General features: G+C 64.0%; 18 protein-coding genes. 9 read left to right on the forward strand and 9 right to left on the reverse strand.

Going from position 1 to position 25,321, the window contains the following annotated elements; genetic code table 11:
- Positions 1–131 precede the first annotated feature (131 nt).
- Positions 132–3,296: an efflux RND transporter permease subunit gene (locus tag BRA1417_RS0102760; protein ID WP_027514505.1), complete on the reverse strand. Its 3,165-nt coding sequence runs from the start codon at positions 3,294–3,296 to the stop codon at positions 132–134.
- Entirely contained in the window at positions 3,293–4,510 is a 1,218-nt protein-coding gene (locus BRA1417_RS0102765; protein WP_027514506.1) for an efflux RND transporter periplasmic adaptor subunit, read from the reverse strand. Before BRA1417_RS0102765 ends, BRA1417_RS0102760 begins: the two co-directional genes overlap by 4 nt.
- 400 nt (positions 4,511–4,910) lie before the next feature.
- Between BRA1417_RS0102765 and BRA1417_RS0102770 the strand changes: the two genes are divergently transcribed.
- From BRA1417_RS0102770 to BRA1417_RS0102800, 7 genes are all read left to right on the forward strand, one after another.
- The gene (locus BRA1417_RS0102770; RefSeq protein ID WP_027514507.1) at positions 4,911–6,065 is read left to right on the forward strand and encodes an iron-containing alcohol dehydrogenase; all 1,155 of its coding nucleotides are present in this window, start codon (positions 4,911–4,913) and stop codon (positions 6,063–6,065) included.
- 18 nt (positions 6,066–6,083) lie between these two features.
- Entirely contained in the window at positions 6,084–7,634 is a 1,551-nt protein-coding gene (locus BRA1417_RS0102775; RefSeq protein WP_027514508.1) for an AMP-binding protein, read from the forward strand.
- Positions 7,635–7,816: 182 nt separating this feature from the next.
- Entirely contained in the window at positions 7,817–9,415 is a 1,599-nt protein-coding gene (locus BRA1417_RS0102780; RefSeq protein ID WP_027514509.1) for an ABC transporter substrate-binding protein, read from the forward strand.
- A gap of 41 nt (positions 9,416–9,456) precedes the next feature.
- Complete coding sequence (locus BRA1417_RS0102785) at positions 9,457–10,404, forward strand: ABC transporter permease (protein ID WP_027514510.1); 948 nt, start codon at positions 9,457–9,459, stop codon at positions 10,402–10,404.
- Between the two features lie 9 nt (positions 10,405–10,413).
- Positions 10,414–11,307 (forward strand): ABC transporter permease, encoded by an 894-nt coding sequence (locus BRA1417_RS0102790; protein ID WP_018455966.1) that lies wholly within the window; start codon positions 10,414–10,416, stop codon positions 11,305–11,307.
- Entirely contained in the window at positions 11,307–12,314 is a 1,008-nt protein-coding gene (locus BRA1417_RS0102795) for an ABC transporter ATP-binding protein (protein ID WP_027514511.1), read from the forward strand. The genes BRA1417_RS0102790 and BRA1417_RS0102795 overlap by 1 nt, the downstream gene beginning before the upstream one ends.
- Positions 12,311–13,297 (forward strand): ABC transporter ATP-binding protein, encoded by a 987-nt coding sequence (locus BRA1417_RS0102800; protein WP_027514512.1) that lies wholly within the window; start codon positions 12,311–12,313, stop codon positions 13,295–13,297. The genes BRA1417_RS0102795 and BRA1417_RS0102800 overlap by 4 nt, the downstream gene beginning before the upstream one ends.
- 145 nt (positions 13,298–13,442) lie before the next feature.
- Here the strand turns inward: BRA1417_RS0102800 and BRA1417_RS0102805 are convergent, their stop codons facing one another.
- The 7 genes from BRA1417_RS0102805 to BRA1417_RS0102835 all read right to left on the reverse strand — a co-directional run bounded on the left by BRA1417_RS0102805 (position 13,443) and on the right by BRA1417_RS0102835 (position 22,158).
- Positions 13,443–15,419: an acetyl-CoA carboxylase biotin carboxylase subunit gene (locus BRA1417_RS0102805; RefSeq protein ID WP_027514513.1), complete on the reverse strand. Its 1,977-nt coding sequence runs from the start codon at positions 15,417–15,419 to the stop codon at positions 13,443–13,445.
- A complete protein-coding gene (locus BRA1417_RS0102810; protein ID WP_027514514.1) occupies positions 15,416–17,032 on the reverse strand; it encodes an acyl-CoA carboxylase subunit beta in 1,617 nt (538 codons plus the stop codon). The genes BRA1417_RS0102805 and BRA1417_RS0102810 overlap by 4 nt, the downstream gene beginning before the upstream one ends.
- A 113-nt stretch (positions 17,033–17,145) precedes the next feature.
- A complete protein-coding gene (locus tag BRA1417_RS0102815; protein ID WP_027514515.1) occupies positions 17,146–18,012 on the reverse strand; it encodes a 3-keto-5-aminohexanoate cleavage protein in 867 nt (288 codons plus the stop codon).
- Between the two features lie 191 nt (positions 18,013–18,203).
- Complete coding sequence (locus BRA1417_RS0102820) at positions 18,204–19,004, reverse strand: AraC family transcriptional regulator (protein ID WP_027514516.1); 801 nt, start codon at positions 19,002–19,004, stop codon at positions 18,204–18,206.
- Positions 19,005–19,186: 182 nt separating this feature from the next.
- Entirely contained in the window at positions 19,187–19,843 is a 657-nt protein-coding gene (locus BRA1417_RS0102825) for a glutathione S-transferase family protein (RefSeq protein WP_027514517.1), read from the reverse strand.
- Positions 19,843–21,006: an acyl-CoA dehydrogenase family protein gene (locus tag BRA1417_RS0102830; RefSeq protein WP_027514518.1), complete on the reverse strand. Its 1,164-nt coding sequence runs from the start codon at positions 21,004–21,006 to the stop codon at positions 19,843–19,845. Before BRA1417_RS0102830 ends, BRA1417_RS0102825 begins: the two co-directional genes overlap by 1 nt.
- Before the next feature lie 15 nt (positions 21,007–21,021).
- On the reverse strand, positions 21,022–22,158 hold the full coding sequence (locus BRA1417_RS0102835; protein ID WP_027514519.1) for an acyl-CoA dehydrogenase family protein: 1,137 nt from the start codon (positions 22,156–22,158) through the stop codon (positions 21,022–21,024).
- A gap of 264 nt (positions 22,159–22,422) precedes the next feature.
- On the opposite strand from BRA1417_RS0102835, the gene BRA1417_RS0102840 reads away from it, so the two are divergent.
- Complete coding sequence (locus BRA1417_RS0102840; protein ID WP_027514520.1) at positions 22,423–23,973, forward strand: long-chain fatty acid--CoA ligase; 1,551 nt, start codon at positions 22,423–22,425, stop codon at positions 23,971–23,973.
- Positions 23,974–24,056: 83 nt separating this feature from the next.
- Positions 24,057–25,277, forward strand: coding sequence for an ABC transporter substrate-binding protein (locus BRA1417_RS0102845; protein WP_027514521.1), 1,221 nt, complete (start codon positions 24,057–24,059; stop codon positions 25,275–25,277).
- Positions 25,278–25,321: the final 44 nt, after the last annotated feature.

The raw sequence follows: 25,321 nt of genomic DNA on the forward strand, positions 1-25,321 counted from the left end.
GAGCGAGCGCTGATCCAGGACCCATTAGCCCAGGGAGCAGTTTGGCGAAGTCTCGGAGTTAGCAGCTCGCACAGCAACCACTCCCTGGGGTAGTGGGTCCTGGCTTTCGCCAGGACGACATTGGAGGGGAATCAGGCCACCGCCTTCGGCTTGCCCTCGTTCTTCCCCTCGGCCAGGTTCCGCACCACCACGTAGAAGATCGGCGTGAACAACAGCCCGAACAGGGTGACGCCGATCATGCCGAAGAACACGGCGACGCCGACGGCTTGCCGCATCTCCGAGCCCGAGCCCGACGAGATCACCAGCGGCAGCACGCCAAGGATGAAGGCGAAGGACGTCATCAGGATCGGCCGCAGGCGCAGGCGGCAGGCGTCGATCACGGCCTCGAGCCGCGGCTTGCCTTCGTTCTCGATGTCGCGCGCGAACTCGACGATCAGGATCGCGTTCTTTGCCGCCAGCCCCACTAGCACGACGAAACCGATCTGAGTGAGGATGTTGACGTCCTGCCCCATGATGCGCACGCCGATGGTGGCGGCCAACAGGCACATTGGCACGATCAGGATCACCGCGAACGGCAAGGTCCAGCTGCCATATTGCGCGGCGAGGACGAGATAGACGAACAGCACGCAGATCGGGAACACGTAGAGACCCGCATTGCCGCCCGTGATCTGCTGGTAGGACAGATCAGTCCATTCGAAGGTGAAGCCGCTCGGCAGGGTGTCGTCGGCGAGCTTCTTGATCGCGTTGAGCGCGGTGGTCGAGCTGGTGCCCGGCGCCGGCTCGCCCTGCAGTTCGGACGCCGCGTAGAGATTGTAGCGCGCGACACGGTCAGGGCCGGAAACATCCTTGAAGTCGACCACGCTGCCGAGCATCACCATGTCGCCGGAGGCGTTGCGCGTGCGCAGGCGCGAGAGGTCGCTTGGTTCTTTGCGGAACGGGAAGTCGGCCTGCGCGGTGACGTGGTAGGTGCGACCGAACAGGTTGAAGTCGTTGACATAGGTCGATCCGAAATAGGTCTGGATCGTGTCGTTGATGCCGGCGATGGGAACTCCGAGCTTCTGCGCCTTGGTGCGGTCGATGTCGACGAAGAGCTGCGGCGTGTTGGCCGAGAACGGGGAGAACACGGAGGGAGCGAGCAGCGAGGGCGATTTGCGCGCTGCGGCGACAAGCTCGTCAGTAGCCGCGGCGAGCATCTCCGGCCCACGGCCCTGGCGGTCCTGGATGCGGATGGTGAAGCCGCCGCCGGTGCCGATGCCCGGCACGGCCGGCGGTGGAATCACGATGATGAAGGCACCCTGAATCGCGGCCAGGCGCTTGCGTAGATCGACCGTGATGGCGTTCGCAGACAATCCCTTCTTGATCCGCGCCTCGGGCTCGTCGAACACCGGGAAGAGCGCCGCCGCGTTGCCGGCCTGCGTGCGCGTCGCGCCGGAGAAGCCCGCGAAAGCGGCGACGCGGACGATACCGGGCGTATCCAGCGAGATCCGTTCGATCTCGCGCACGACCTCGGTGGTGCGCGCCAGCGAGGCCGCGCCCGGCAATTGCACGGAGATGATGACGTAGCCGCGATCCTGCGCCGGAATGAAGCCCTGCGACGTGGTGGCGATCAGCCAGCCGGCGCTGCCGATCAGCACGACGTAGACCAGGATCATCACCACCGAATGCCGGATCACGAAATTGGCGAGGCCGGCGTAGCCATGCGCGAGACGGTCGAACAGGCGGTTAAAAAGGCCTGTGAAAGCATTCCAGCCGCGGGCGAGGATATTCCAGCGCGCCGGCGGCCGCTTCTCCTCGTGCGGGACGAGGAGAAGCGAAGCCAGCGCCGGCGATAGTGTCAATGAGCAGAAGCAGGAGATTGCGGTCGCGACCGCAATGGTGACGGCGAATTGCTGAAAGAACTGCCCGGATATGCCGCCCAGAAACGCAGTCGGGACGAACACCGCGCACAGCACCAGCGCGATCGACACCAATGCGCCGCCGACCTCCTCCATGGTCTTCAGCGCGGCATCGCGCCGGCTCATGCCATGCTCGAGATGCCGCTCGACATTCTCGACCACCACGATGGCATCGTCGACCACAATGCCGACGGCGAGAACGAGGCCGAACAGCGTGAGATTGTTGATCGAGAAGCCGAGCGCCGCCATCACCGCGAAGGTGCCGACCAGCGAAACCGGGATCGCGATGATCGGAATGATCGCAGGCCGCCATCCCTGCAGGAACACCAGCACGACGATGACCACGAGCAACATGGCCTCGTAGATGGTCTTGATCAGCTCATGGACGGACTGCGCGATGAACTCGGTCGGGTTGTAGCCGATATTGAAGTCGAGGCCTTTCGGAAAGGTCTCCTTCAACTTCGTCATCGTGTCCGAGATGTGCTTCGCGGTCGCGAGGGCGTTCGATCCCGGCCGTTGCGTCACCAGCATCGCGACCGCCGATTTGCGCAGCAGGAAGCTGTTGGTGGAGTAGGCGAGAGCACCAAGCTCGATACGGGCGACGTCACGCAGGCGCACCGTGCGGCCGTCAGAGCCGGCCTTGATCAGGATGTCCTCGAACTGCTTCTGGTCTTTCAATCGCCCGGTGAAGGTGAGGTTCGGCTGGAAGGCGCGGTCGGCGATCGGCGGCTCGGCGATCTGGCCGCCCGCGATCTGCACGTTCTGCGCGCGGATCGCAGCGAGCACCTCAGTCGCGGTCAGGCCGAGATTGGCGATCCGGTCTGGATCGAGCCACAACCGCATTGAATAGTCGCGTGCGCCGAAGATCTGGATGTCGCCGACGCCATCGATGCGGAGCAGTTGGTCGCGGACCTGCAGCAGCGCGTAATTGGAAATGTAGAGCTGGTCGAACGTGTCGTCGGGCGACAGCATGAACACGACCATCAGGATGTCGGGCGAGTTCTTGCGCGTGGTGACGCCGTTGCGCTGAACCTCTTCAGGCAAACGCGGTTGCGCGATCGCGACGCGGTTCTGCACCAGCACCTGGGCCTTGTCGAGATCGGTGCCGAGCTTGAAAGTGACGGTGATGGTGAGCTGGCCGTTCGAGGTCGCCTGGCTGTAGAGATACAGCATGTCCTCGACGCCGTTGATCTCCTGCTCGATGGGCGCTGCAACCGTGTCGGACACAGTCTGCGCGGAGGCGCCGGGATATTGCGTGGTGACGACGACGGTCGGCGGCACCACCTGCGGATATTCGGAGACTGGCAGCGTGGTGTACGCCAGCGCGCCGACGATCAGCAGCACGATCGACAGCACCATCGCGAGAATGGGCTGGTTGATGGAGAGACGGCCGAGATTCATGACTTGTCACCGGGCTTGCCACCGGCCGGCGCTGGCGCAGTCTGCGGGGCAACCTTGGCGCCGACACGGGCGCGCTGGATGCCGTTGACGATGACGCGGTCGTCTGCCTTCAATCCTTCGCGGATCACGCGCAGGCCGTCGTCGAGCGGTCCGAGCACCACGGGACGCGCCTCGACAGTGTCGTCCGGCTTGACCACGAACACGATCTTGCGCGACTGGTCGGTCGCAACCGCGACGTCCGGAATCAGCAGCGCCTCATAGGGCGCGCTGCCGATCAGGCGGACGCGACCGAACTGACCCGGCAGGATCGACAGATCGGTGTTCTTGATAACGGCGCGGCTGCGCAGCGTGCCGGTGGAGACATCGAGGCGGTTGTCGAGGAAATTGATACTGCCTTCACGGGATGGTTTGGCCTCGCCGGCGAGCGTCACCTGCACCGGGTTCGCCGTATCGCGCGAACTCGGGCGGCGGCCTTCGAACCACAGCTTGCTGTATTTGATGAAGGTCGCCTCATCCATGTCGAAATAGATGTAGATCGGGTCGAGCGTCACGATCGAGGTGAGCAGCGTCGACGTTCCGGTATCGCTACCCTGCACGAGATTGCCAGGGCTGACAAGGTGGCGGCTGACGCGGCCGGTCAGCGGCGCCGTCACATGCGTGAATTCGATATTGAGCTTGGCGACTTTGAGCGCACCCTCGGCCTGTGTTTCGGCAGCGTGCGCGGCCTGCAAGGCCTGACGGCGCTGATCGACAACCTGCTCGGAGACGGCACTGGTCTGCACCAGGCTCAAACCGCGATCGAGCTCCCGCTTTGCAAGCTCCACCTTGGCACGCGCATCGGAAAGCTGCCCCTCCGCCTGCGTGGCCACTGCCTCGAACGGACGTGGATCGATGACATAGAGCAGATCGCCCTGACGTACGATGGCGCCATCCTGGAATTCGACAGAGTTGACGAACCCGCCGACGCGCGGGCGGACCTGCACCTCCTCCATCGCCTCGAAGCGGCCGGTGAACTCGTCCCAATCGGTGACGGTGCGCTTGACCGGCTGGGCGACGGTCACCGGCGCGGGCGGCGGCGCGGCCGCTTGCGGGGTCGGCTGGCCACAGCCGGTGAGCGCAAAGGCCGCGGCGACAAGGCCGGCTATGGCGTAAGGCCGGGACTGAACGAAATCGTGCTTTTTGACAAACTGCTCGCTTCCGTCCGGTCCACTCATCCCAGGTCCTCGCATAGAAACCGCAGAAATATCAGGGTACGCCTGTACCCGCGGGCGACACAAGATGGGTCGCAATGATGAACTCTTCAAGACCAAAGCGCGGGCAATGCTCGGAGGAATGCCCTGGCCGGATGACGGGTTGACAGGGAGAGAAGCGACGCTCCTTCGCCTCTCCCCGCTTGCAGGGAGAGGCCAACGCGCGAAGCGCGGCGGGTGAGGGGGGACTCTCCGCGAGTCAAACTATCGGCTCCCTCGCGGAGAGCCCCCCTCACCCCAACCCTCTCCCCGCAAGCGGGGAGAGGGAGCAGATAGAGCTCAGCGTCTTCGCGCATGACGAATGCCGCCAGCGCGGTTAGACTACCCCCAGAAGAACAAGACGAATTGTCCGGGGAGGACAGGCGTGCATCAGGGACGTGTCGTTTACGGCGCGATCGAGGAAGTTGTTTTCGGCCACCCCGCGGCCGAGGCCGTGGTCGCGCAGATGGACCGGCTGAGGACGCGCCGCGCCTTCCTGATGGTCTCGGGCACGCTCAACCGGCAGACCGACGAAATCACGAAGATCAAACAGGCCCTGGGCACAAATTGCGCGGGCATCTTCGATGCCATGCCGGCCCACACACCGCGCGAGGCGGTGATCGCCGCAACCAATGCAGCGCGCGAGGCGGGCGCCGACCTGATCGTCACCGTGGGCGGGGGCTCGATCACCGACGGCGCCAAGGCGGTGCAGCTCTGCCTTGCCAACGGCATCGACGACGTCGACGGCATCGAACGTATCCGCGTGCACAAGGGCGTCGTGCCTGAGATGAATGCGCCGACCGTGCGTCAGATCAGCGTCCCGACCACGATCGCCGGCGGTGAGTTCAGCTCGATCGCAGGTGTCACCGACCGCACCGCCCATGTGAAACAGATGCTGCGGCATCCGCTCAGCGTTCCGCGCGCGACCATCCTCGATCCCGCCATCACCGTGCACACGCCGGAATGGCTGTTCCTCTCGACCGGCATCCGCGCCATCGATCATTGCGTCGAGGCGATCTGCTCGCGCGAGACGCACCCCTATGCCGACGCGCAGTCGGTCAAGGGCCTCGCGATGCTCGCCGACGCGCTGCCGCGGGTGAAGGCTGATCCTGCTGACCTCGACGCGCGCATGGATGCGCAGATCGGCACTTGGCTGTCGATGGGCGCCCTCGCCGCCGGCGTGCCGATGGGGGCAAGCCACGGCATCGGCTACGTGCTGGGCGCAACCTTCGACGTGCCGCATGGCTACACCTCCTGCATCATGCTGCCGGCCGTAATGCGCTGGAATGCGCCCGACAATGCCGAGCGCCAGATGATCGTCGCGGCCGCAATGGGCTTTCCGGGTCACAAGGCGGCCGATGTGCTCGATGCCTTCATCCGCTCGCTCGGCATGCCGCGCAGCCTCGCCGATGTACGCGTCTCGCCGGAGCATTTCGACGCCATCGCGGACGCTGCGATGCGCACGAACTGGATCCCGCGCAACCCGCGCAAGATCGACGGCCCCGCGCAGGTGCGCGAAATCCTGCTTCTTGCCGCATGATCTAAAGCCGGAGGACCGATGTACCCAGGTCAGCATGCCCGCCTGCGCCCGCTCCAGCCCGCCTTCATCATGGCGGGAACAGGCGAGGCCGTCACCTATCGCGAGCTCGATGCGCGCAGCAATCGGCTGGCGCATCTGTTCCGCGAGCACGGCTTGAAGCGGCTCGACCACTATTCGATCTTCATGGAGAACAATTCGCGCTACCTCGAAGCCTGCGGCGCGGGCGAGCGCTCCGGCCTCTACTACACCTGCATCAACTCGTTCCTGACGCCGGGCGAGCTCGCTTATCTCCTGGTCAACAGCCAGTCCAAAATCCTGATCACGTCGATTGCGAAGCTCGACATCGCGCGCGAGGCGATCAAGGTCTGCCCCGACATCAAACTGTGCATCGTCGCCGACGGTCCCGGCGAGAGTGAGCGCATCGTCGGCCTCACGGAGGTGACCGCCGGCCTGCCGAAGACGCCAATCCCGGATGAATGGCTCGGCACCGCCATGCTGTATTCATCGGGCACGACGGGACGGCCGAAGGGCATTATTCGGCCGCTGCCGGAGGAGCCGCCGAAACACAATCTGCCGTTGTTCGATTTCCTGACCAAACTTTGGCACTACCGCGAGGGCATGATCTATCTGTCGCCCGCGCCGCTCTATCACTCCGCGCCGCAGGCCGCGGTGAACCTCACGATCCGGATGGGAGGCACCGCCATCATCATGGAAACCTTCGATCCCGAGCGTTACCTCCAGCTCGTCGAGCGGTGGGGTATCACCCACACCCAGCTCGTGCCGACGATGTTCTCGCGCATGCTCAAGCTGCCAGAGGAGGTGCGTACGCGCTATGACCTGTCGTCGCTCGAAATCGCGATCCATGCCGCCGCGCCCTGCCCGGCCCTGGTGAAGGACGACATGATCAAATGGTGGGGGCCGATCATCCACGAATATTACGGCGCGACCGAAGGCCTCGGATTCACCGCCTGCGACAGCGCGGAATGGCTCGCCCATCGCGGCACCGTCGGCAAGGTGCTGCTCGGCGACCTCCATATTCTCGACGAAAATATGAAGCCATGCCCGACCGGCACGCCAGGACAGGTCTGGTTCAAGACGGCCACGCCATTCGAATATTTCAACGACCCGGAGAAGACCAAGAAGGCGCGATCGGCCGACGGCAGCATGAGCACGGTCGGCGACGTCGGCTATGTCGACGAGGACCGCTTCCTTCATCTAACAGACCGCGCGACCTTCATGATCATCTCCGGCGGCGTGAACATCTATCCGCAGGAGTGCGAGAATTTATTGATCACCCATCCAAAGGTTGCGGACGCCGCGGTGTTCGGCGTGCCCAATCCCGACCTCGGCGAAGAGGTGAAGGCGGTGGTGCAGCCGATGCCCGGCATCGTGCCGGGCGAGGCGCTGGCCGAAGAGCTGATCGCGTTCTGCGGAGCGTCGCTCTCGCGGCAGAAGGTGCCGCGCTCGGTCGACTTCGAGAAGGAGTTGCCGCGGCTGCCGACCGGGAAGCTGTACAAGCGGCTGCTGCGGGACCGATATTGGGGGAACAAGGCATCCAGGATCGTGTGAAGGGCCGCTGTCGCCTGAGGCGCTTCCCTCACATCGTGAGAGAACCCCCTGCGGCCTTCCGTCATCCGAATTGCCGAGAGAGTGGCAGAGCTTGTCGGTTGCCTCACCGCGCTCGCATCGCTATCGTCCGCTCAAACAGGCCGCAAAAGGCCCAAAAGACAAGACGTCCAGGGAGGATGAGCATGCGGAGCGTGTGGTCGCTCGCCGCAATGGCGGCGCTAACTGTGCTGACGACCTCGACCACTACGCTCGCCGGCGAACCAAAGCAGGGCGGGATCCTGCGGATGTATCACCGCGACAGCCCGGCGAATGCGTCCATCCTGGAGGGCGCGACCTATTCGATCAACGTGCCCTTCATGGGAGTGTTCAACAATCTCGTCGTTTACGACCAGCACATTGCGCAGAACAGCCCAGATACGCTGAGGCCAGAGCTGGCCGAGAGCTGGTCCTGGAGCGGCGACAACAAGAAGCTGACCTTCAAGCTCCGCCAAGGCGTCAAGTGGCATGACGGCAAGCCGTTCACGTCGGCCGACGTCAAATGCACCTTCGATCTCCTGATGGGCAAATCGCAACAAAAGCTGCGGCAGAATCCGCGCAAGGCCTGGTACAGCGAGGTTAACGATGTCACACCGAACGGCGATTTCGAGGTCTCCTTCGATCTGAAGCGGCCGCAGCCCTCGCTGCTGGCGATGCTCGCATCCGGCTATACGCCGATCTATCCCTGTCACGTCTCGCCGGCGGAGATGCGCACCCATCCGGTCGGAACCGGCCCGTTCAGATTCGTCGAGTTCAAGGCCAATGAATCGATCAAGCTGACGCGAAACCCGGACTATTGGAAGAAGGGCCTGCCCTATCTCGACGGCATCGAGTACACGATCATCACGAACCGCTCCACCGCGATCCTCGCCTTCGTCGCCGGCAAGTTCGACATGACCTTCCCGACGCACATCACGATCCCGCTCCTCAAGGACATCAAGTCGCAGGCGCCCAACGCCCTCTGCGTCGTCGAGCCGACCAACGTTTCGACCAACATCATCGTCAATTCGGCGTCCCCGCCGTTCGACAACATCGACATCCGCCGAGCCATGGCGATGGCGCTCGACCGCAAGGCCTTCGTCGACATCCTGTTCGAAGGCCAGGCGGATATCGGCGGCACCATGCTGCCGCCGCCGCAGGGCATCTGGGGCATGCCCAAGGACAAGCTGGAGACCATTCCAGGCTATGGTCCGAACGTGAATGCGAGCCGGGATGAGGCCAAGAAGCTGATGCAGAAGGCGGGCTACGGTCCCGACAAGCACTTGGCGGTGAAGGTCTCGACGCGCAATCTCGCGGAATATCGCGATCCCGCGGTGATCCTGATCGACCAGCTCAAGAGCATCTATATCGACGGCGAGCTCGACGTGGTCGAAACCGCAAACTGGTTCCCGAAGGTTGCGCGCAAGGATTACATGCTCGGCCTCAACTTGACCGGCAATTCCGTCGACGATCCCGACCAGTCTTTCTACGAAAATTATTCCTGCGGCTCGGAGCGGAACTACACCAATTATTGCAACAAGGAGATCGAGAAGCTGTTCGACGTGCAATCGCAGGAGATCGAGATTGGCAAACGCAAGCAACTGGTCTGGGACATCGACAAGAAGCTGCAGGAGGATGTCGCCCGCCCGATCATCTTCCATGCGCGGGCCGGCACCTGCTGGCAGCCTTATGTCAAGGGCGTGACGGTCATGTCGAACAGCTCCTATAACGGCTTTCGCTACGAGGACGTCTGGCTCGACAAGTAGCGCGCAAGGCTGACGACTAGCGGCTCGCGGAGGGCGAAGGGATGTTTGCCTATCTGGTGCGGCGCCTGTTGCTGATGCTCGTGACCCTGTTCGGGATCTCGATCGTCATCTTCTTCCTGCTGCGTGTCGTGCCCGGCAACATCGTCGACATCCTGTTTGCCGCGGCCGGCTATGTCGACCCCGCCGACAAGGCCAATCTGGAGAAGGAGCTCGGCATCGACCAGCCGCTGGTGGTGCAATATTGGCACTGGATCAGCGGCTTCCTGCGCGGCGATTTCGGCTACTCCTATGTCTCCGAGAAGCCGGCGCTTCAGGAAATTCTGCCGCGAATTCCGATCACCGCACGGCTCGCCGGGCTGGCGCTGCTGTTCTCGGCCTCGATCGGCATTCCCCTGGGCGTGATCAGCGCGGTGAAGCAGGGAACGAGGCTCGACTACGCGTTGCGTGTGGTGAGCCTGAGCGGATTGTCGCTGCCCTCGTTCTGGCTCGGCCTGCTCATCCTCACCGCATCGGTGGCGATGTTCAACCAGATGCCGATCTTCAACCCGAATCCAGCGACGTGGCTGGAGGCGTTCGCAACCTACGCCGTGCCCGCCGCCGCCGTCGGCTTTCGCAGCGCAGCGCTTACCATGCGCATCACGCGATCCTCGATGCTGGAAGTGCTGCGGCAGGACTATATCCGCACCGCGCGTGCCAAGGGCGCATCGGATGCCGCCGTGAACTATCAGCATGCGCTCAAGAACGCGATTTTGCCCGTCATCACCGTGATCGGCATCGAGGCGGCGTTCCTGATCGGCGGCCTCATCGTCACGGAGACGGTATTCAACATCCCCGGCGTCGCGCGCTTCCTGGTCGAGGCTATACGCTGGCGCGATTATCCGATCGTGCAGAACCTGGTGATGCTGATTGCCATCGTCGTGGTGAGCGCGAATTTCATCGTCGACATGCTCTACGCCGTGTTCGACCCGCGCATCAGGTACACGGATTAGGAGAACCTGTTGGCCGCAATCGACTATGACGTTGAACTGAGGCGCGCCGGGGCGCACGCGACCGTCGGCTGGCGGCGCGTGCTGTTTTTGGCGCAGCGGCATGTGCTGGGCGCGGCCGGCCTTGTGATCATGACCCTGTTCGTATTCACAGCGATCTTCGCCGACTTCATCGCGCGTTACGATCCGCTGACGATCGACGCCGCCCGGGCACTGGCGCGTCCAAGCCTGGCACACTGGATGGGCACAGATTCCTTCGGCCGCGATGTCTTCAGCCGCATCATTCATGGCGCGCGGATCTCGCTCGCGGTCGGCATCGGTTCGACCGCACTCGGTGGCTCGATCGGGGTCATCGTGGGCCTCACCTCCGGCTATCTCTCCGGCTGGGTCGATCTCGTGTTCCAGCGTGTCTCCGATGTCCTGCAGGCGCTGCCGCTGCTGGTGCTGGCCCTCATCATGACCGCGGCGCTTGGGCCGTCCTTGCCGAACGTCATCATTGCGATCGCCATTCCGCTGATCCCGACCGTCTCGCGCGTCATCCGCGCCAACACGCTGGCGCTGCGGGAGCTGCCATTCATCGAGGCCGCCAAGTCGATCGGCATGAGCGAGGTACGCATCGCGCTCCGTCACGTGCTGCCGAACACGCTGGCGCCGCTGATCGTGCTTGCGACCGCCCAGCTCGGCTCGACCATCCTCACCGAAGCCTCGCTCTCCTTCCTCGGCCTCGGCATTCCCGAGCCGTACCCGTCGTGGGGCCGCATGCTCTCTGAATCCGCCGCCGAATATGTCCGCACGGCGCCCTGGCTGGTGATCTTCCCGGGCATCGCCATCAGTCTCGCGGTGTTCGGCGCCAATCTGTTCGGCGACGCCTTGCGCGACATCCTCGATCCACGGCAGCGCGGCTGATGGCTGACAAATCCGATCTGGTGCTCGAGGTGAAGAACCTGAAGACGGTGTTCTTCACCAACTCCGGTCTGTTCAAGGCCGTCGATGATGTGTCCTTCACGGTGAAGCGCGGCGAGACGCTGGCGATCGTCGGAGAATCCGGCTGCGGCAAGAGCGTCACGGCGCTGTCGCTGATGCGGCTGGTGCCGGATCCGCCCGGCCGCATCGTCGGCGGCTCCGTCACGCTCGAAGGCACTGATCTTCTGACGCTGGACGAAGCAGAGATGCGCGCCGTCAGAGGCAACCGCATCTCGATGATCTTCCAGGAGCCGATGACTTCGCTCAACCCCGTGATGCGGATCGGCGACCAGATCGTCGAGGCCGTGCGGCTGCACCGGAGCATGTCGAACAAGGAGGCCCGGGACATCGCGATCGAGATGCTGCGCCTGGTGCGCATCCCCGAACCGGCGCGGCGCGCGCGGGAATATCCGCATCAATTGTCCGGCGGCATGCGCCAGCGCGCCATGATCGCGATGGCGCTGGCGTGCCGGCCGGCGCTGCTGATCGCGGACGAGCCCACGACCGCGCTCGACGTCACCATCCAGGCGCAGATCCTGGCGCTGATCCTGGACCTGCAGAAAAAGCTCGGCACCGGGCTCGTGCTGATCACACATGATCTCGGCGTCGTCGCGCAGACCGCGCAACGGGTCATCGTGATGTATGCGGGACGGAAGGTCGAGGAAGCGAGCGTCGAGGCACTGTTCGCCGCGCCGAAACATCCCTACACGCGCGGATTGATGGCCTCGATCCCGGCGGTGCCGGCGCCGGGCGTCGCCGCGCCGGCACGGCTGAACGAAATTCCCGGCACGGTGCCGTCGCTGGTGCAGCTGCCGAAAGGTTGCGCGTTCGCGCCGCGCTGCAAGCTCGCGATCAAGCGCTGTGAGGCCGAATATCCGCCGCTCATCGATTGGGGCGGTGGCCATCTTGCGGCCTGCTGGCGCGCGGCCGAAGTGGCGGAGGTGGCATGACCGAGGCGCTGCTCGAAGTCACCGATCTCAAGAAGCACTATCCGGTGCGCGCCGGTGTGTTGCGCCGACAAGTCGGCACAGTGCATGCGGTCGACGGCGTCTCGTTCTCGGTTGGGATCGGCGAGACGCTGGGCCTCGTCGGCGAATCCGGCTGCGGCAAGTCGACGGTGGCGCGCAGCGTGCTGCGGCTGGTCGAGCCGACCTCGGGCCAGATCCGCCTCGAAGGCGAAGACATCACGCATCTCTCCAAGTCCGCGCTGCGTCCGCACCGCCGTTCGATGCAGATCGTGTTCCAGGATCCGTTCGCCTCGCTCAACCCGCGCATGACTGCCGGGGACATCGTGGGCGAGCCGCTGTTCGTGCACGGGATCGCGACCGGCAAAGCGCTGGAGGCGCGTACCGCAAACCTGTTCGATCAGGTCGGCTTGCGGCCCGACCAGATGCGCAACTTTCCGCACCAATTCTCCGGCGGGCAGCGCCAGCGCATCTGCATCGCTCGCGCGCTGGCGCTCGGGCCCCGCCTGATCGTCTGCGACGAGCCGGTCTCCGCGCTCGACGTCTCGATCCAGGCGCAGGTGATCAATCTTCTCATTGACCTGCAGCGCGAGCACGGCTTCTCCTATCTCTTCATCGCGCATGACCTCGCGGTGGTCGCCCATATCAGCCACCGCGTCGCCGTGATGTATCTCGGTCGCATCGTCGAGATCGCCGACAAGGACGAGCTGTTCCGCAATCCGCGCCATCCCTACACGCAGGCCCTGCTCGCCTCGGTGCCGGTTGCGAACCCGCTCGCCAAGAAGCTCGTGCCGCTGGTCGACGGCGACGTGCCAAGCCCGGTCAATCCGCCGCCGGGGTGCGCGTTTCACACCCGCTGCCGGTTTGCGATGGAGCAGTGCAAGACGGAGCGGCCGGTGCTGGTGGACGCGGGCGACGGGCACCAGGTGGCGTGTTTGCTCAATGACGGGACGGGGCGCGGGCAGTAGCCCCATGTCGTCCCGGCGAAGGCCGGGACCCATAACCACAGGATCGGGTTTGGCGAAGACTCGGAGTTACCTGCTCGCCCTGTAACCGCTGCCTGGGAGTATGGGTCCCGGCCTTCGCCGGGACGACGAGTTGAGTTCGAGGTGCCTACCCCGCCCCAATCTCGGCCACGATCCGGCCGGTCGTCACCTGCTCGCCCTCGGCGACGTCGATCGCGACGACGACGCCGTCGATGCCGGCCTTGTGGACGTGCTCCATCTTCATCGCCTCCAGCGTCATCACCGGCTGACCGGCGGTGACGCGGTCGCCCGGCTGGACCAGGACGGCAACGACGCGGCCGTTCATGGCGGCACGAACCTTGCCGTCGCCGCCGTTGCTTGCGGCGGCCTTCGGCGCGGCGAGTGTGAGATCGGTCGCCGCGAGCGGGATGCCGCGGCGCTGGAGGTGGAGCCGGTCGCCATCGCGCAGGAATTTGGCGCTGTCCATCACGCCGTCATGGCGGAAGCGGATCACATCGAAATCGAGCTGGTCGATCCCGAATTTGTCTTGCCGGCCGCCGCTCGCGACGGTGTAGCTGCCATCGCGCTCCCGCGTGACTTCGAGCTCATACGCGTGGCCCGCGACCTCGATTTTCGCCGGCAGCGGGAACGTTGCCGCGAGGCTCCGTCCGCGGCGCCACGAAGGTGCCTGCGGGTTCGTGACGTAGAGCAACAGGCCGGCCAAAGCGATATCGAATGCAGCGTCCGCGCGCGCCGCCAGCAACTCGTCGCGATGCGCACCAATGAACGCCGTCGTCGCTTCACCCTTGGCAAAACCAGGATGACGCAGGCACGACAGCAGGAACGCCTGGTTGGTGGTCACGCCGAAAGCGGTGAGCTGTTCCAGGCCGACGATCAGCCGCCCCCTCGCCTCCTCGCGGGTCGCGCCATGGCCGATCACCTTGGCGATCATGGAATCGTAGAACGGCGGAATCTCGGAGCCCGATTGCAGCGCATGCTCGGCGCGGATGCCATCCGGCACCTGCCAGCGCGCCATGCGCCCGGACTGCGGCATGAAATCCTGCGCGGCGTCCTCCGAGCACAGCCGCACCTCGATGGCGTGGCCGGTGAAGCGAATGTCCTGCTGCTTCACCGGCAATGGCTCGCCGCGCGCGACGCGCAGCTGCAATTCGACGAGATCAAGCCCGGTGATCGCCTCGGTCACGGGATGCTCGACCTGGAGGCGCGTGTTCATCTCCATGAAGTAGAATTCGCCGCTCGCATCGAGCAGAAATTCGAGCGTGCCGGCGCCCTCGTAGCGCAGCGCCTTCACCGCGGCGACCGCGACCTCGCCCATCTTCGCGCGCAGTTCCGGCGTCACAGCGGGCGACGGTGCCTCCTCGATCAGCTTCTGGTGGCGCCGCTGCACCGAGCAATCGCGCTCGCCGAGATGGATGGCGTTGCCATGGCTGTCGCCGAACACCTGAATTTCAATGTGACGGGGATTCTGGATGGCGCGTTCGAGGATCACCGTCGGATCGCCAAACGCCGCCTTCGCCTCGGACCGCGCGCTACGCAGCGCATCAGGAAACGACGCCGCGTCCGTCACGAGCCGCATGCCGCGTCCGCCGCCGCCGGCGACCGCCTTGATCATCACGGGAAAGCCGATCTCTCTCGCCTCCGCGAGCATGACCTCATCGCCCTGATCGGCGCCCTGATAGCCGGGCACGACGGGCACGCCGGCCTTTTTCATGATCTCCTTGGCACCGGCCTTGTTGCCCATCGACTCGATCGCCTGGGGCGACGGGCCGATGAAGACGAGGCCGGCATCCTTGCAGGCCTGTGCAAACTCCTCGTTCTCGGCGAGGAAGCCGTAGCCGGGATGAACGGCATCCGCGCCGCTGGCCTTTGCGGCTGCAACGATCGCGGGAATGTTGAGGTAGGATTGCGCCGGCAGCGGCTCGCCGATGCGCACGGCCTGGTCGGCGTGTTGCACATGAAGCGCGTCGCGATCCGCATCCGAATAGACCGCGACGACGCCGAGGCCGAGCTTCCGCGCACTGCGCATCACGCGCAGCGCGATCTCGCCGCGATTGGCGATCAGGAGCTTGAAGAACGGCCGGTGCTGCGTTGAACCGTTCCTCATGGGCGAGCCACCGAAAACTGCATGCGCTGGGGCGTGCGCGCATCGCCCTCGCGGCAAATCGCGAGCACTTCCGACAGCAGCGCGCGGGTGTCGCGCGGATCGATCACGCCGTCGTCGAGCACGCGCGCGCTGGTCGAGAACACGTCCATCTGGCCGTCGAACACGCCGACGATCTGCGCCTTCATGGCATCGAGCTTTTCCTTTTCGACCGACTTGCCGCGGCGCGCGGCTGCGGATTCGGTGACGATCGCCATGGTCTCGGCGGCCTGCTCACCGCCCATCACGGCAGTCTTGGCGTTGGGCCAGGAGAAGCAGAAGCGCGGATGGAAGCCGCGCCCGCACATGCCGTAATTGCCGGCGCCGAACGAGGCGCCGCAATAGATGGTGATCTGCGGCACATTCGCCGACGTCACCGCCTGGATCATCTTGGAGCCATGCTTGATCATGCCGGCTTCTTCGTAAGCTTTGCCGACCATGTAGCCGGTGGTGTTGTTCAGATACAGCAATGGCGTACGGGTCTGGCAGCACGCCTGGATGAAATGCGTCGCCTTGTTGGCACCGGCCGGATCGAGCGGACCGTTGTTGGTGATGATGCCAATGGCCTGGCCCTCGATGCGGGCATGGCCGCAGACGGTGGCCGGGCCGTAGTTCGGCGCCATCTCGGTGAAGTCGGAATCGTCGACGATGCGCGCGATGACCTGCTTCATGTCGACGGCGCGCTTGTGGTCCATCGGCATGATGCCGAGCAGCTCGTCCTGGTCGTAGCGTGGCGGCTTATATTCCGCGCTCGCCCTGCCGGGCCGCTCCCATTCCAGCGCCGCCATGATCTCGCGCGCGATGCGCAGGGCGTCGCGGTCATCCTCGGCGAGGTAGTCGCCAAGTCCCGACACCTGCGTGTGCATCTCAGCCCCGCCAAGCTCCTCCTCGGTCGCGATCTCGCCGGTGGCGGCTTTCAGCAGCGGCGGGCCCGCGAGGAAGGCGCGGGTGCGGCCACGGACCATGACGATGTAGTCGGACAGGCCGGTCTGATAGGCGCCGCCGGCGGTCGAGGAGCCATGCGTCACCGTGACGACGGGCAGCCCGGCCGCCGAGAGCCGCGCGAGATTGCGGAAGATATTGCCGCCACGGACAAAATCCTCGACGCGATAGCGCAACAGATTGGCACCGGCGCTTTCGACCAGCTGGACATAGGGCAGCTTGTTTTCCAGCGCGAGCTCCTGCACGCGCAGCGTCTTGTCGAGACCGTAGGGCTGAAGAGCGCCGGCATCGATGCCGGAATCGTTGGCGCTGACCATGCAACGGATGCCCGAGACGAAACCGATGCCGGCGATGACGCCGCCGCCGGGCACGCTTTTGTCCGGATCCGATACGTCGAACATGTAGCCGGCGAGCGTGGACAGCTCGATGAAGGGCGCGCCCGGATCGAGCACCAGCGCGACGCGTTCGCGCGGCAACAGCTGGCCGCGCTTGTGGAAGCGGTCTTTCGCCGCGGCTGATGCCGCACGCGTACGCTCTTCCAGCGCGCGCATGCGGTCAATCAGGCCAAGCATGCCGTCGCGATTGGCGCGGTAGACGGCGCTGCCGGGGAAGATGGCGTTTTCGAGAATGGACATGATTATTTCCTACCCGTCATTGCGAGGAGCGGAGCGACGAAGCAATCCAGACTGCCTCAACGGAAAGATTCTGGATTGCTTCGCTTCGCTCGCAATGACGGCTGGGGCTACGTTCAGCGATTCGTCCCAAAAATCTTTCGCGCTTCCGCCGGGCTCGCGATCTCGCGGCCCGCACGGCGGGCGCAGGCGGCGATGGCCTCGATCAGCTGGCCGTTCGACGTCACCTTCTTGCCGTCGGCGAGATAGAAGGCATCTTCGAGACCGGTGCGCAGATGACCGCCGAGCTCGGCGCAGCGCTGGTGCAGCGGCCAAATTTCTTCGCGGCCGATCGCGGTGACCTGAAATTGCGCTTCGGGACGCTTCAGCTTGATCAGGATCGGCAGCAGATCGGGATCCGACGGCATGCCGGAGGCGACGCCCATCACAAAGTTATATTCGAGCGGGCCCTTGTACATGCCGACCTGACGGTACATGCCGACGCAGCGGACGATACCGACGTCAAAACATTCGAATTCGGGGATGGTACCGACCGCGTTCATGACGTCGAGATAGTCCTTCACCTTCTCGACCGCATTGTCGAACATCATCGGCGGCCAGGCCCAGCTGTTGTCGGCCTTCACCTTCAGATAGTTCAGCGAGCCGGCATTGCAGGCGGCGATTTCCGGCCTGGTCTCACGGATGCAATCCAGCGCACCGCTGTAGTTCGGCCCGGAGACGCCGGAGGTGTGGTTGATGATCACGCCGGGGCAGGCTTCGCGGATCGCCTGCTGGATCTCCTTGCTGACGCTGACCTCCCAGGACGGCAGATGCCCCTTGTCCGGCGCCTGCTGACGCAGATGGATGTGCATGATGGACGCGCCGGCATCGAACGCAGCCTTGGCCTCGCGCGCCATCTGCTCGGGCGTCACAGGCACGTTATGCTGCTTCGGGTCGGTGAGCACGCCGTTCAGCGCGCAGGTGATGACGGCCTTGTCGCTCATGCCTTGAATGTCTCGCACGTTGATAATTCAACGCTTGCGATCATGTGATGAGCGGCATGCGGCTTCTTGCGCGGAGAAGCTGGAAACAATGCGATCGTGGGGTGGGTTAGCCGAAGGCGTAACCCACCAAGGTCTCCCCGGAGAGAAAGGTGGTGGGTTACGCTTCGCTAACCCACCCTACAAGAGCGTTCCTAGCTCGCCTCCGCAAGCCTCACCGTCTCGCTGCTGCGATAGATCGCGAGATCCCGCGAGCCAACGAAGATCGCGCGCGGCTTCAAACCGTAGAAGCGGCGGATCGAGTGGCTGAAATGGGTGCTGTCGGGATAGCCGATGTCCTGCGCGAGATGGGCCAGATTGAGGTCCTGGTTGGCGAAGTGCAGCAGATGCCGCGCGCGCTTCCAGGCGCGGAAGGAGCGGAACGAGATGCCGGTCTCTTCCTTGAACAGATGCAGGAAACGCGAAGCGGAAAGTCCGGCGTCCGCCGCGCAAGTGTCCGCCGTCACGGGCTCACCTGTGAAGCGACCGATACGGGCGACCGCACGCGTTACGCGGGGGTCTAGCACCCGACGCGGCAGCGCTTCGCCAAAACACATCTCGTCGAATTCGGCGGTGGTGATGTCGCCGTAGCGGCGCTGGCGCAACAGCGTGTAGGCGGCGAGAATCTTGCGGGCATAGACGGCGCTGTCGGGTCCGGTGAGCCGCTCGGCCAGGACCTCGATCACGCCATCAGGCATGCTCTCCGGCTCCAGCGTGACGCTGATCGCGGTGCGATAGTCGCTGGCAATGGAATGCCGCTGGTTCGGCAGGGTGACGAACAGCTCGCCAGTGGCGAGGGCATCATCGATCGTCAGATGCAGGCTGCCCTTGACCGCGACATAGACATGACAGCAGCCGGGGGTCCGCTTGCGGGGGCGGCCGAGCAGGCCGGCATAGAATACCCGCTCCGGCGTGATCAGCATCAAATGGTCGGATTCGCGACCGTTATCTTCCATTGGGATCCTCCTCGCGCGGCTCTTTGGCCGCTGCGGACGGAGGTCACCTTAGCGGAAATCTGGGCGCTGTCACGGCGGGATAGCGCTATCATGAAGCGCAAAAGGTCGGCACTTCGGGAGGGATGGCGGGCGACCCGGAACTCCTGGCAACATCGTTGTCCTGGCTTTCGCCAGGACGACAATTAAGCCCTCACCCTTGGCGCGACGTTCTGCTCGATGCCGGCCTGTTGCTCCGCAGCAACCGCGCGCTTGAATCCATCGCGCTGCTGCAGGCGAGCCCAATAGGCTGCGACATTTGGCCCAAAATCCTTGGCAAGCCCGATAGTATCGGCGAGGCGGAGCGCGTAGCCAATCACGATGTCGGCGGCAGTGAAGCGACCGGCGCACAAGGCCTCGGTAGTTGCGGTGGCTGCCTCGACGGCGCGCAGCCTCCCTAAGAACCATTTGCCATAGTCGCCGGCGACCTGCGGATTGCGGCGCTCTTCCGGCTCGAGTTGGGTGTATCGGAGCACCAGCGTCTGCGGGAAGGTTAACGTGGCGTCGCTGAAATACATCCAGTTCAGGAACGCGCCATAGGCGGGATCTTCCGGCCCGACCATCAGTGGCGTCGGTCCATGCCTGACGCCGAGATAGTGGCAGATGCCGGACGATTCCGTCATCTTGGTCTCGCCATCAACCATGAAGGGAATCGTGCCGAGCGGATTGATGCCGAGATATTCCTTGGCGAAGACCCGCGGCGGGAACGGCAGCATCTTGAGCTCGTAGGGCAGCCCCATCTCCTCCAGCATCCAGAGCGGACGGAACGAGCGCGCGCCGTCGCAGTGATAGAGCGTGATCATCAGGAACTTCCTTTGCTGCCGGGCAGCGTACCCATCATCTTGCACAGGACCATCAGCATGACCTCGTCGGCGCCGCCGCCGATCGATGTCAGGCGACTGTCGCGATAGGCGCGGCTGACCGGCGTCTCATTGGTAAAGCCCATTCCGCCCCAATATTGCAAGCAGGCGTCGGTAAGCTCGCGGCCGAGTCGCCCGGCCTTCAGCTTGGCCATGGTCGCCAGTTTCGTGACGTCCTCGCCCGCCACCAGCGCCTCGCCGGCACGGTAGATCAGCGCGCGCAACAGCTCGACCTCGGTCTGCATCTCCGCGAGCTTGAAGTGAACGATCTGGTTGTCGAGGATGGACTTGCCGAAGGCCTTGCGGTTGCGGGTGTATTCGATGGTCTCGTTGATGATGTATTCGTGCGCCTTCAGGCAGGCGGCCGCGCCCCAGAGCCGCTCCTCCTGGAACTGGATCATCTGGTAGGTAAAGCCCTTGCCCTCCTCGCCGATCCGGTTGCGCTTGGGCACGCGGACGTTGTCGAAGAAGATTTGTGCGGTATCCGACGAGCGCATGCCCATCTTGTCGAGCTTGCGCGCGACGGTGACGCCCTTGGTCTTCATGGGCACGCAGATCAGCGATTTGTTGCGGTGAACGGGTCCGTCGCCGGTATTGGCGAGCAGGCAGATCCAGTCGGCCTGAGTGCCGTTGGTGATCCACATCTTGCCGCCATCGATGACGTAATCGTCGCCATCCGCGCGCGCATTGGTCTTGATCGAGGCGACGTCGGAGCCTGCGCCGGGTTCGGAGACGCCGATGCAGGCCACATAGTCGCCAGAGATCGAGGGCGCCAGGAATTCGCGCCGCACTTCATCGGAGCCGAACCGCGCCAGCGCCGGCGTCGCCATGTCGGTCTGCACCCCGATCGCCATCGGCACCCCGCCGCAATTGATGGCGCCCAGTTCCTCCGCCATCATCAGCGCATAGGAATAGTCGAGGCCGGATCCGCCGAATTCGACCGGCTTGTTCAGCCCGAGAAAGCCGAGGCTGCCCATCTTCTTGAACAGCGCGTGCGCCGGGAAGATGTCGGCCTGCTCCCATTCATCGACGTGCGGATTGATCTCGTTGGCAATGAATTTCTGTAAGGAACGACGGATCTCGTCGTGGTCGGCGGTAAACAGCATTGCTTCCTCTCGTCGTCACAACCCCATCTGCCGCGACGCCAGATCCTTCATGATCTCCTCGGTGCCGCCGCCGATGGCGTTGACCTTAACCTCGCGGTAGATGCGCTCGGCCTTGATGCCGCGCATGAAGCCGGCGCCGCCAAAAATCTGCACGGCTTCAGAGGCGCAGAATGCCATGGTCTGGGTCGCCTGGTTCTTCATCATGCAGATTTCGGCGACCGGGCTTTCGCCCTGCTCCAGCCGCCAGGCCAGCATCTCCAGCATCGCTTGCGATGCGGCGACCTTCTGCGCCATGTCGACGATCTTGTGGCGGATTACCTGGTGCTGCGCGAGCGGCTTGCCAAAGGTCTTGCGCTCCTTGGCATAGGCAATGGCTTCGTCGAGGCAGACGCGCGCGAACGCGGTGCAGCCCGCCGCCATGCCCATGCGCTCGCTGTTGAAATTCCGCATGATGATTTTGAAGCCCTGGCCTTCCTCGCCGATCAGGTTTTCCGCCGGCACGCGGCAATCGTCGAAATGCAGCGTCGCGGTGTCGGAAGCCCACCAACCCATCTTCTTCAGCTTGGTCCGGGACAGGCCAGGCGTATCCCCCTCGATCAGGAGCAGGCTGACGCCGCCGGCGCCCTCGCCGCCGGTGCGCACCGCAACGGTCAGATAGTCGGCGCGCATACCCGAGGTGATGAAGGTCTTCTCGCCGCTCACGACGTAGTGATCTCCGTCGCGTCGCGCCTTGGTGCGGAGGCCCGCGACGTCAGAGCCGCCGCCCGGCTCGGTGATCGCGAGCGCGGAGATCTTCTCACCCGCGAGCACCTGAGGCAGCACGCGCGCCTTGACCTCGGGGCGCGCGGCCCGCGCGACCGGCGGCGAACCGATCGTATGGCTCATCAGGCTGGCGCTGACGCCGCCGGCGCCAGCCCGCGCCAGCTCCTGGCTGGCGACGATCTTCATGAACTGGTCGGCGGCGATCCCGCCATATTCCTCGGGGAAACCGAGCCCCAGGAGCCCGATCTCGGCCGCCTTGCGATAGAGCGCGCGGGGGAATTCGCCGGCCTCGTCCCACTCGTGGGCGAAGGGCGCAATCTCCTTGTCGACGAAGCGGCGCATCACGTCACGAAAGGCGTCATGCTCGGCGGTATAGAACGGGCTCATCATCGCACTCTCGCCCTGCTGGCGGATTCGTCTCGTGCACCATGGCCGGAACTTTGACGGCTCACTTGCGCGGAGTGGCTGACCAAGGCTCCCCTCCGAGCAGGCTCGCTCTAGCAACTCAACGCAAGACGATTTTCATCGCTCGCGCGCCAACTCCGGATCAAAAAAAGGCGTGGTGCACAAACTCCGGCTGGCCTCAGGGCCATGCCGGGCATGGTGCATGGCAACAGGGACGCGGGCGGCACCAGACCGCCGAGGGAGGAATTTTTGTCCGTTCGTTACTACGACTGGATCGCCCATTATGGCCGCCGCTCGCCGAACAAGGTTGCGGTGATCGACCTCGCGAGCGAGCGCCGCTTCAGCTATGCGCAGCTCGATGCGCGCGTCTCGCGTCTCGCGTCATTTCTGCATCATACGCTGAAAGTCTCGCGCGGCGAGCGCGTCGCGGTGCTGGCGCTGAACACGACCGATACGCTCGAGGTCCAATTCGCCTGCGGCCGGTTAGGTGCGATCTTCGTGCCGCTGAACACTCGCCTCACCATTCCCGAGCTCCAGTTCATCACCGGCGATTGCGCGCCGAAGGTGATGATCCACGACAGCGATCTCGCCGAAACGGCGCTTGCGGTAGCAAAGCTCTGCGGCATTGAGACGAGCCTGCTGCTTGGTCCCGGCGGGACTTATGAGGCCGGCATCGCCGCCGCAAAGCCACTCGAGAAAATCGAGGAGGTCACTCTCGATGATGTCTCGACCATCATGTACACCTCCGGCACGACGGGTCATCCCAAGGGCGCCACCATCACCCATGGCATGACCTTCTGGAATTGCGTCAATCTCGGCGGCCCTGCCTGCATCGGGCCGTCCTCGGTGCTGCTCACCGTGCTGCCGCTGTTCCACACCGGCGGTTTGAATTGCTACACCAATCCGGTGCTGCATGCCGGCGGCACCGTGATGATCATGCGCGCCTTCGATCCCGGCACGGCGCTCGGCCTGATTAACGATCCCGCGCAGGGCATCAATGTGTTCTTCGGCGTGCCCGCGATCTACCAGTTCATGGCCCAGCATCCGACATTCGCCACGACTGACCTGACCCGGCTGATCGTCGGCGGTGTCGGCGGCGCACCGATGCCGGTGCCGCTGCTCAAGGTGTGGGAGGCGCGTGGCGTCGCACTCCAGCAGGGCTACGGCATGACCGAGACTTCGCCGGCCGTGCTGGTGCTCGACCGCGAGGATGCGGCACGGAAAGCAGGCTCCGCCGGCAAGCCGGTGTTGCACACGGAAGTGCGCATCGTTCGTCCCGATGGCAGCGACGCCGATGTCGGCGAGCTCGGCGAGCTCTGGGTCAAGGGGCCCAACATCACGCCCGGCTACTGGAACAGGCCGGAGGCGAACAAGACGTCGTTCACCGATGGCTGGCTGCACACGGGCGACGCGACACGCGTCGATGAGGAAGGTTTTTATTACATCGTCGACCGCTGGAAGGACATGTACATCTCCGGCGGCGAGAACGTCTATCCGGCCGAGGTCGAGAACGTCCTGCACCAACTCGACGCCATCGCGGAAGCCGCCGTGATCGGCATTCCCGATCCGCAATGGGGCGAGGTCGGCCTTGCCATCCTCGCAGCCAAGCCCGGCCAGCGGCTGACCGAGGCAGATGTCTTCGCGCATTGCGCGGCGAATCTCGCGCGCTTCAAATGTCCGCGCCAGGTCCGCTTCGTCGATGCGCTGCCACGCAACGCCACCGGCAAGATCCACAAGCCGACCTTGCGCAAGGAATTCTCGGTCACTTCCGAGCTCGACAAGAAAGCCGCCAACGCCTGATCAAAGCGCCCCTCTCGCGGGCGCTTTTCTTTTTTGAAGTGCCAAAGTCAGAAGAAACCCCAAAGAAGCCCCAAGGAATTTTCATGAACAAGAAACTCGCCCTGCTTGCCGCGGCAACAGCGATGACGCTGTTTGCGACCCACTCCGCGTATGCCCAAAAAGCGTACGACACCGGCGTCACCGACACCGAGATCAAGATCGGCAATGTCGAGGCCTATTCCGGCCCGGCTTCCGCCTACGGCGTCATCGGCAAGACCGAGGAAGCCTATTTCAAGATGATCAACGACCAGGGTGGCATCAACGGCCGCAAGATCAACTGGATCTCCTACGATGACGGCTACTCGCCGCCAAAGACCGTTGAACAGATCCGCAAGCTGATCGAAAGCGACGAGGTCTTCCTCGTGTTCAACGCGCTGGGCACCCCGACCCAGACCGCCGTTCAGAAATATCACAATTCCAAGAAGGTGCCGCAGCTGTTCCTCGCCACAGGCGCCAGCAAGTGGAACGACCCGAAGAACTTTCCCTGGACCATCGGTTTCCAGCCCAGCTACCGCGTCGAGGCACAGATCTTCGCCAAGTATATTCTGAAAGAGAAGCCGGACGGGAAGGTCGCGATTTTCTATGCCAATGACGATTTCGGCAAGGACTACCTCGCCGGCATCAAGGACGTGTTCGGCGACAGGGCATCGAAAATGATCGTGGCGGAAGAGAGCTACGAGACGTCGGAGCCTTCGATCGACGCCCATATCGTCAAGCTCAAGGGGACCGGCGCCGACGTCTTCGTCAACATCGCGACCCCGAAGTTTGCGGCGCAGGCGATCAAGAAGATTGCCGAGCTGGAGTGGAAGCCGATGCATCTCATGACCGACGTCTCGGTCTCGATCGGCGCGGTGATGAAGCCGGCCGGCCTCGAGGCATCCGAAGGCGTGCTGTCGGCCGGCTATCTGAAGGATGCGTCGGATCCGCAGTGGAAAGACGATGAGGGCATGAAGAAATTCATGGCCTTCATCGACAAATACATACCCGGTGCAAATGTTTCGGACGCCAATCTGGTTTACGCCTATGCCGCAGCCCAGACGATGGTGCAGGTGCTGAAGCAGGCGGGGGACAATCTGACCCGTGAGAATGTGATGAAGCAGGCAGCGAGCCTCAAGGATTTCGTCCCCGACACCCTGATCCCGGGCATCAAGATCAACACCTCCGCCACGGACTTCGCGCCGATCGAGCAGCTCAAGATGTGGCGGTTCAAGAAGGGCCAGTGGGAGCTGTTCGGCGATATCATCAGCGCCGAAACTGGCGGGTAGTTCGACTGAAAGTAGAGGCCTGAAGCCACCGAATAGCGGCCGAA

The sequence above is a fragment of the Bradyrhizobium sp. WSM1417 genome, assembly GCF_000515415.1.
In the GTDB taxonomy this organism is placed as follows: Bacteria; Pseudomonadota; Alphaproteobacteria; order Rhizobiales; family Xanthobacteraceae; genus Bradyrhizobium.

Coding starts and splice junctions, on each gene's coding strand:
- BRA1417_RS0102760 (WP_027514505.1), bottom strand. CDS start 3,296: ATGAATCTCGGCCGTCTCTCCATCAACCAGCCCATTCTCGCGATGGTG.
- BRA1417_RS0102765 (WP_027514506.1), bottom strand. CDS start 4,510: ATGAGTGGACCGGACGGAAGCGAGCAGTTTGTCAAAAAGCACGATTTC.
- BRA1417_RS0102775 (WP_027514508.1), top strand. CDS start 6,084: ATGTACCCAGGTCAGCATGCCCGCCTGCGCCCGCTCCAGCCCGCCTTC.
- BRA1417_RS0102780 (WP_027514509.1), top strand. CDS start 7,817: ATGCGGAGCGTGTGGTCGCTCGCCGCAATGGCGGCGCTAACTGTGCTG.
- BRA1417_RS0102785 (WP_027514510.1), top strand. CDS start 9,457: ATGTTTGCCTATCTGGTGCGGCGCCTGTTGCTGATGCTCGTGACCCTG.
- BRA1417_RS0102795 (WP_027514511.1), top strand. CDS start 11,307: ATGGCTGACAAATCCGATCTGGTGCTCGAGGTGAAGAACCTGAAGACG.
- BRA1417_RS0102800 (WP_027514512.1), top strand. CDS start 12,311: ATGACCGAGGCGCTGCTCGAAGTCACCGATCTCAAGAAGCACTATCCG.
- BRA1417_RS0102805 (WP_027514513.1), bottom strand. CDS start 15,419: ATGAGGAACGGTTCAACGCAGCACCGGCCGTTCTTCAAGCTCCTGATC.
- BRA1417_RS0102810 (WP_027514514.1), bottom strand. CDS start 17,032: ATGTCCATTCTCGAAAACGCCATCTTCCCCGGCAGCGCCGTCTACCGC.
- BRA1417_RS0102815 (WP_027514515.1), bottom strand. CDS start 18,012: ATGAGCGACAAGGCCGTCATCACCTGCGCGCTGAACGGCGTGCTCACC.
- BRA1417_RS0102820 (WP_027514516.1), bottom strand. CDS start 19,004: ATGGAAGATAACGGTCGCGAATCCGACCATTTGATGCTGATCACGCCG.
- BRA1417_RS0102825 (WP_027514517.1), bottom strand. CDS start 19,843: ATGATCACGCTCTATCACTGCGACGGCGCGCGCTCGTTCCGTCCGCTC.
- BRA1417_RS0102830 (WP_027514518.1), bottom strand. CDS start 21,006: ATGCTGTTTACCGCCGACCACGACGAGATCCGTCGTTCCTTACAGAAA.
- BRA1417_RS0102835 (WP_027514519.1), bottom strand. CDS start 22,158: ATGATGAGCCCGTTCTATACCGCCGAGCATGACGCCTTTCGTGACGTG.
- BRA1417_RS0102845 (WP_027514521.1), top strand. CDS start 24,057: ATGAACAAGAAACTCGCCCTGCTTGCCGCGGCAACAGCGATGACGCTG.